6 protein-coding genes are annotated in these 4,940 nt (G+C 66.3%); 1 reads left to right on the top strand and 5 read right to left on the bottom strand.

Annotated elements, in window-relative coordinates:
- Nucleotides 1–35: 35 nt before the first annotated feature.
- The 4 genes from PCK14_RS15770 to PCK14_RS15755 form a co-directional block, all read right to left on the bottom strand.
- Nucleotides 36–1,835 (bottom strand): acetyl/propionyl/methylcrotonyl-CoA carboxylase subunit alpha, encoded by a 1,800-nt coding sequence (locus PCK14_RS15770; protein ID WP_269939468.1) that lies wholly within the window; start codon nt 1,833–1,835, stop codon nt 36–38.
- Nucleotides 1,836–1,971: 136 nt separating this feature from the next.
- Nucleotides 1,972–2,286 (bottom strand): winged helix-turn-helix domain-containing protein, encoded by a 315-nt coding sequence (locus PCK14_RS15765; RefSeq protein WP_269939467.1) that lies wholly within the window; start codon nt 2,284–2,286, stop codon nt 1,972–1,974.
- A complete protein-coding gene (locus PCK14_RS15760; RefSeq protein ID WP_269939466.1) occupies nt 2,283–2,726 on the bottom strand; it encodes a hypothetical protein in 444 nt (147 codons plus the stop codon). The genes PCK14_RS15765 and PCK14_RS15760 overlap by 4 nt, the downstream gene beginning before the upstream one ends.
- A 107-nt stretch (nt 2,727–2,833) precedes the next feature.
- On the bottom strand, nt 2,834–3,460 hold the full coding sequence (locus PCK14_RS15755) for a Maf family protein (protein WP_269939465.1): 627 nt from the start codon (nt 3,458–3,460) through the stop codon (nt 2,834–2,836).
- Nucleotides 3,461–3,495: 35 nt separating this feature from the next.
- On the opposite strand from PCK14_RS15755, the gene PCK14_RS15750 reads away from it, so the two are divergent.
- Nucleotides 3,496–4,254: a class I SAM-dependent methyltransferase gene (locus tag PCK14_RS15750; protein WP_269939464.1), complete on the top strand. Its 759-nt coding sequence runs from the start codon at nt 3,496–3,498 to the stop codon at nt 4,252–4,254.
- A gap of 25 nt (nt 4,255–4,279) precedes the next feature.
- Here PCK14_RS15750 and PCK14_RS15745 read toward each other — a convergent pair whose 3' ends face one another.
- Nucleotides 4,280–4,747, bottom strand: a complete 468-nt coding sequence (locus PCK14_RS15745) for a hypothetical protein (protein ID WP_269939463.1) — start codon at nt 4,745–4,747, stop codon at nt 4,280–4,282.
- Between the last annotated feature and the right edge of the window lie 193 nt (nt 4,748–4,940).

The following is a 4,940-nucleotide window of genomic DNA, read 5'->3' as shown; positions in this document are numbered from 1 at the left end:
CCCCCCGGGACCCTTTTTGCGTTTTGGCTTGGGAGTTAGTCCTCGATCGTGGCCAGCACGGCACCTGCGGAGACGGTGTCCCCGGGGGCTGCGCTGAGGCCAGTGACGGTGCCTGCGCGGTGCGCCGTAAGCGGCTGCTCCATCTTCATGGCCTCCAGGACCACGATGAGGTCGCCCTCGGCCACGACGTCGCCGTCGGCCACTGCCACCTTCACAATGGTGCCCTGCATGGGGGAGGTGAGGGCATTGCCGTTGGCGGCGGCCGGGCCGGCATTGCGGGTGCGGCCGGCCTTCTTGGCCTTCTTGGCCCCTGCCGCGGAGCCGTTGCCCACCGAGAACGACGCCGGCAGCGTCACCTCAAGCCGCTTGCCGCCCACCTCGACGGTCACGCTCTGGCGCGTGCCGGCGTCGTCCGTGGCAGCGGCAGCGCCGGCCAGGTCGAAGGCGGGGATGGTGTTGTTGAATTCGGTCTCGATCCAGCGGGTGTGCGTGGTGAACGCTTCCCCGTTGGCCGGTGCGAAGGCGGGGTCCACAACCACTGCGCGGTGGAACGGCAGCACGGTGGGCAGGCCGCCGATCTGCATTTCCTCCAGTGCGCGGCTGGAACGCTGCAGGGCCTGCTCGCGGGTGGCGCCGGTGACAATGAGCTTGGCCAGCATGGAGTCGAAGTTGCCGCCGATGACCTCGCCCGCCGTGATGCCCGAATCGACGCGGACGCCGGGGCCGGTGGGCAGGTTCATGGTGGTCACGGTGCCGGGGGCGGGCATGAAGCCGCGGCCCGGGTCCTCGCCGTTGATGCGGAACTCGAAGGAATGGCCGCGGATCTCGGGGTCGCCGTAGCCGAGCTCCTCGCCGCGGGCGATGCGGAACTGCTCGCGGACAAGGTCGATGCCCGTGACTTCTTCGGAGATGGTGTGCTCCACCTGGAGGCGGGTGTTGACCTCGAGGAAGGAGATGGTGCCGTCGGTGCCCACGAGGAATTCGCAGGTGCCGGCGCCAACGTACTTGGCTTCCTTCATGATGGCCTTGGAGGCCTCGTAAAGGCGCTTGTTCTGGTCCTCGGACAGGAACGGTGCGGGGGCTTCCTCAACCAGCTTCTGGTTGCGGCGCTGCAGTGAGCAGTCGCGCGTGGAGACGACGACGACGTTGCCGGCGGCGTCGGACAGGCACTGGGTTTCCACGTGGCGGGGGGAGTCCAGGAAACGTTCAACGAAGCATTCGCCGCGGCCGAAGGCTGCGACTGCCTCGCGGACGGCGGACTCGTACAGTTCGGGGATTTCCTCGCGGGTGCGGACCACCTTGATGCCGCGGCCACCGCCGCCGTAGGCTGCCTTGATGGCCAGCGGCAGTCCGTGCTCATCGGCGAAGTCGAGAACTTCCTGCGTGGATTCCACGGGGTTCTTGGTGCCGGGGACCAGGGGTGCGCCCACCTTTTCGGCAATGTGGCGGGCCTGGACCTTGTCGCCCAGCGCGGCGATGGCTGCGGGGGGCGGGCCGATCCAGATCAGGCCGGCGTCGATGACCTTCTGGGCGAACTCGGCGTTCTCGGCCAGGAAGCCGTAACCCGGGTGCACGGAGTCGGCGCCGGATGCCTTGGCGGCGTCGATGATCTTCTCCATGACGAGGTAGGAGTCCGCAGCCGTGGCGCCGCCGAGTGCGAAGGCCTCGTCGGCCATGCGCACGTGCAGGGCCTCGCGGTCCGGGTCAGCGTAGACGGCCACGGAGGCGATGCCCTCGTCGCGTGCTGCGCGGATGATGCGCACGGCGATTTCACCGCGGTTGGCGATCAGTACTTTGCTCAGCGTGTGCGCCGGGGCAGATGGTGAATTGCTCACTTACGGACTCCTTCTATTCTCAGGAGAGCCTAGCGTGAATATGTGGAATTTCCTCACACATCATGCCTATTATGCGTGTGCGGCCCGGTTCTTTTGTGGGGTTCCTACAATTTTCACCAATACCGCCTCCCGGCTGCTACTGCCCGGCGATGAGGCGTAGCGTGGCCATGTGGTGCTCCCAGGCCTCATGGCCGGCCGGGGTCAGCCTGACGGAGGTGCGGGGAAACTTGCCCACAAACGACTTCTTGATCTCCACGAATCCTGCCTTGTCCAGGAGTGTGAGCTGTTTGCTGAGCACGGAGTCGCTGACCTGGATGGTGTTGCGCAGGTCCTTGAAGTCCATGGTTTCGGTCTTGGACAGGGCCGCGGCGATGGAGAAGCGGACTGGCTGGTGCAGGACCTCACTGAGTTCGTGGCGTGGGTGCTGCGGCTGCTCTGGCTCGTTGCTCATGCGCGCAGCTCCCGGAAGGCGGCGGCGACGCCAACGGCGGCCAAGACCACTGCTGCGCTGATGTAATACGCCAAATTGCCGTGGGGGAAGCCGATTGCACCCACCAGGACGGCCACGACGTACAGGGCCATGTAGGCAAACAGCGACGTTGCAAACCGCTTCGAGTAGCCTGCCTTGGTGGTGCGCTGCATGAACGTCCAGGTCAGTGATGTGATGGCAGCCCAGACACCCACACTCGTCGCCAGCAAGGGTGCACCGTAGCCTGTGTGGGCCACTGTCTGAAAGCCAATCATCATCATGGATCCGATGATTGCCAGCGCATTGAACACCATGGCGGTGGGCCAGCCTGCTGCACTCGTGGCAGTGGAACCGATGCCCTCTGCCTTGGCGAGCAGGTCACGCGCCTCCTCGGCCGAGGGGGAACTGGGGTGCTGGTTCATGGCGGTCCTTTCGCTGGGGTGCCGCTTCCTGATGGCCCAACTGTACGAAAGTACTTTCCTTGTTGTCAAGTACTTTCAGGGGCGCAGTCTCGGCGGGCTGCGCGCCCCTACGCCCACAAGTCGGTGATGGACACCCCGTGCTTGGCCAGCAGGCGACGAAGGGTGGAGATGGACAGGCCCACCACTGTGTGGGGATCGCCCTCGATGCCCGTGATGAAGGCCCCCGCCAGGCCGTCAATGGTGAAGGCGCCGGCCACCTGAAGTGGTTCGCCAGTGGCCACGTAGGAATCAATTTCGGCATCGCTCACGTCCTCAAAGGTGACCACCGCACTGGTGACCTCTCCGTGCCCAACGGGCGTTTCGGCGTCGTGCGTGCCTGCGTTGTCAACCGCAATGAGCCAGTGGCCTGTGTGCAGCACGCCCGAGCGGCCGCGCATGAGCCGCCAGCGTTCGCGGGCCACGGCAGGCTCCCAGGGCTTGCCGTAGGGGACGCCGTCCAGCTCAAAAACGGAATCGCAGCCAATGACAAGCGCCCCGGTCGCGGAGGCGGCAACGGATTCGGCCTTGGCCCGGGCCAGCAGGAGAGCGGTGTCGGCGGGGGAGATGGGCCCGGCGGCGGCGGTGAGGGCGTCCTCGTCGGCGTCGGAAACCTGGACTGTGTGGGCGATCCCGGCGTCTGTGAGGAGCTTGGTGCGGGCAGGGGAGGCGGAGGCGAGGATGAGCGTGGCGGTCATGCTCCAAGCCTAGCGCCGGGCGATAACCTTGACGGATGCGCAAAACGTTTGAAGAGCTTGTGGCCGAGGCAAATGACGTGTCAGTGGACGGCTGGGACTTTTCCTGGCTGGACGGTCGCGCCCTGGAGGAACGCCCGCCGTGGGGATATCAGGGTGCCATGGCCGCCAAGATGGCCGGGGCCAGCGCATCCCTTGACCTGCAGACCGGCGGCGGCGAGGTGCTGGCCGGAGCCGGGGTGGTTCCGCCGCTGGCCGTGGCCACGGAGGCCTGGCCGCCCAACCTGCCTGTGGCCACGGCACGGCTGCACCCGCGGGGCATCGCTGTGGTTTCCGACAACGACGAGCCGCCGCTGCCCTTCGCCGACAACGCCTTTGACCTGGTCACGAGCCGCCACCCGGTCAAGGCCTGGTGGTCGGAAATTCACCGGGTGCTCGCTCCGGGCGGCACGTACCTGTCCCAGCAGGTGGGGCCTGCCAGCGTCTTTGAGTTGGTGGAGTTTTTTCTGGGCCCGCAGCCGGAACACGTGCGCCGCGGCCGCCACTGGGACGATGCCGCCGCCGACGCCACCGCCGTGGGGCTTGAGGTTCTCTCACTGCAGACAGCGTCCCTGCGCACCGAGTTCTACGACATCGGCGCGGTGGTCTACTTCCTGCGCAAGGTCATCTGGATGGTGCCGGGCTTCACGGTTGAGGCACACGCGGAGAAGTTGCGCGAACTCCACGGCATCATCGAAAGGGACGGCAAGTTCTCCGCCACCACGACGCGTTTATTGATTGAGGCACGCAAGCCCTAGCCCCGGGCGCCCCCGGCGATCCCAACTAATGCAAGGGGGCGTCGTCGATGAACGCCACCTTTGCCACATATTGCCGATACAGTTCCACGGCGTTGTCCGTGGGCAGGGTGCCAAACTCCAGCGCAGTTTCCAGTCCGTCAAGCTCGGCACTGGTGGCCTCCGCTGCCGACACCTGCTCGGACAGGGCGTGCGAGTTGGCCAGGTTGGTCGCCAGGGCTGCCGCGAGCGACAACAGCACGGCTGCCAGGCACAGGACCCGCCACACAATTGAATCGTCGCGCAGGGAAAACACGTTCTGGACGGCTTCGGTGAACTTGCTCCCGCCCACGGCCGGACCAACTGTGAAAGCGGCGGCGAGGGCGCTGCCAATGATGCTGATGTTGGTGAACAAGTTTCTGCGGGGCCGGGCGGTGCGCAGAAATGCAATGACGCCGGCCCTGCGCCGGTGGATGCGTTCGGTGAGGTCCTGGCGGACCTGTGGGTCTTCGCTCACAATGTGCCTCCCTGTCTGCGCTGGGCGCAGCAGCGCCTCCGGCGGGGGCTGTCCTTCCATTTTGGCAGCGTGCGGGGCGGGTGTACATGACCACTTAACACGCTGAGTCCGCAGCAGTGGTCGCTTTGCGCGGGCAAAGCGACCACAACCGCCGACGCCGCGGGCGGTGGGGCTAGGAAACCCCGCCCGCTTA

It is taken from the genome of Arthrobacter sp. HY1533 (genome assembly GCF_027568515.1).
Taxonomy (GTDB): Bacteria; Actinomycetota; Actinomycetes; order Actinomycetales; family Micrococcaceae; genus Specibacter.
Note: the sequence above shows the minus strand (reverse complement) of the source record. Positions and strands in the feature narration are given on the sequence as shown.